This is a genomic window from Streptomyces odonnellii (genome assembly GCF_000981895.1).
GTDB classification, from domain to species: domain Bacteria; phylum Actinomycetota; class Actinomycetes; order Streptomycetales; family Streptomycetaceae; genus Streptomyces; species Streptomyces odonnellii.
In genome coordinates this window covers 1-1,448 of record NZ_LATD01000556.1, presented here as the reverse complement: position 1 = coordinate 1,448, position 1,448 = coordinate 1, and the positions used below count along the sequence as shown (strand labels likewise).

1 protein-coding gene is annotated in these 1,448 nt (G+C 73.8%); it reads right to left on the bottom strand.

Annotated elements, in window-relative coordinates:
• Window positions 1-1,448: NAD(P)/FAD-dependent oxidoreductase (locus WH07_RS34935; RefSeq protein WP_052744665.1), on the bottom strand; the 1,448-nt coding region annotated here is incomplete at both ends.

The following is a 1,448-nucleotide window of genomic DNA, read 5'->3' as shown; positions in this document are numbered from 1 at the left end:
GGTCGAGATCAGGCCCGGGGTCGTCGGTGCCGAGGCCTGCCGCGAGCGTGCCGAGCGTCAGCGGCTGCGCGACAGGCCGGACCGCCATCGAGCGCAGATCGTCCTCGGTCGGCCCGCGCCCGGTGCGCGCGGCGACCAGACAGCCGACGGCGTAACCGCAGACGCGCCCCTGGCAGAGCCCCATGCCGGGCCGCGCGTACAGCTTGACCCCGCGGGCATCGGTCGCGCCCAGTTCCTCGACCGCCTCGGTGACCGCTTCCGAGGTCACCTCCTCGCACCGGCACACCAGGGTGTCGGTGTCCAGCCATGTCGTCCATCCCGGCGGTACCGGATACGCCTCGTGCAGGGCGGTGGCGAACCTGCGCCGCGCCGCGCGCCGCCGGGTCAGCCTGCGTACGACCGCCCGGTCGGCGACCGCGCCGGTGGTGACGAAGGCGGCGTGCAGCCCGGCGAGTTCGCCCTCGGTCACGGACAGGGCCGCTCCCCCGACCCCGCAGACCTCCCCCGCCAGATAGACACCCGGGACGGTGCTGAGCTGCCGTCCGTCCGCGGTGGCCACCAGGCTGCCGTCGGAATCGCGGTGAGTGGCACAGCCGAGCTGGAGCGCGATCTCGGTCTGGGGCGTGAAGCCGTAGCCGACGGCGAGTGTGTCGCAGTCGATACGGCGCTGACTGCCCGGCACGATCCGCCACCCCGCGTCGAGGCGGGCCACCGTCGCCCCGCTGACCTCGCCGTCGCCATGTGCGGCGATCACGGCCGTACGGGTCCGGTACGGCACCCGGTGGCGCAGGAGGGTGCGCATAAAGTCCGCGCCCTCGGCGAGTTTGGCGGGGTTACGGGCCACCGCGAGCGGATGGCGAGCGAATCCGGCGGGCAGCCCGGCCTCGAAGACCCCGACCACCCGTGCCCCCGCCTCGGCCAGGCCCGCGGCGACGGCGAGCAGGAAGGGCCCGGTGCCGGCGACCGCGATCCGCTGCCCGGCCACCACGCCCTGTCCCTTCAGCAGGGCCTGCACCCCGCCCGCCGTGAAGACACCGGGCAGGGTCCAGCCGGGGAAGGGCAGTTGACGGTCGTACGCACCGGTCGCGACGACGACCGTACGGCTGCGCAGGACACGCCCGGCCGGGCCGTCGGCCGTGTGGCCGGAAGCCATGTGGCGTGAGGCCGTGTGGTCATGACCCGTGGGGTCGGGGCCCATGTGGTCGGGATCTGTGTGGTCAGGACCTATGTGGTCGGAGACCACGTGGCCGGGAGTGGTGTGGGCGCTGGCCGTGTGCGTGGGGACCATATGCGCCAGGCGGGTATGGGACGGGACCATATGGGTGCGGAAGCCATCGGCCGTCCGCTCGGCGTGCCAGACCGACTGCCCCGCCAGGTAGTCGATCCGGTCCGCGTGTACGGTCAGTCCGTCCCGCAGTCGCTGGAAGGCCGTCCGGCTGTGCCCGGGC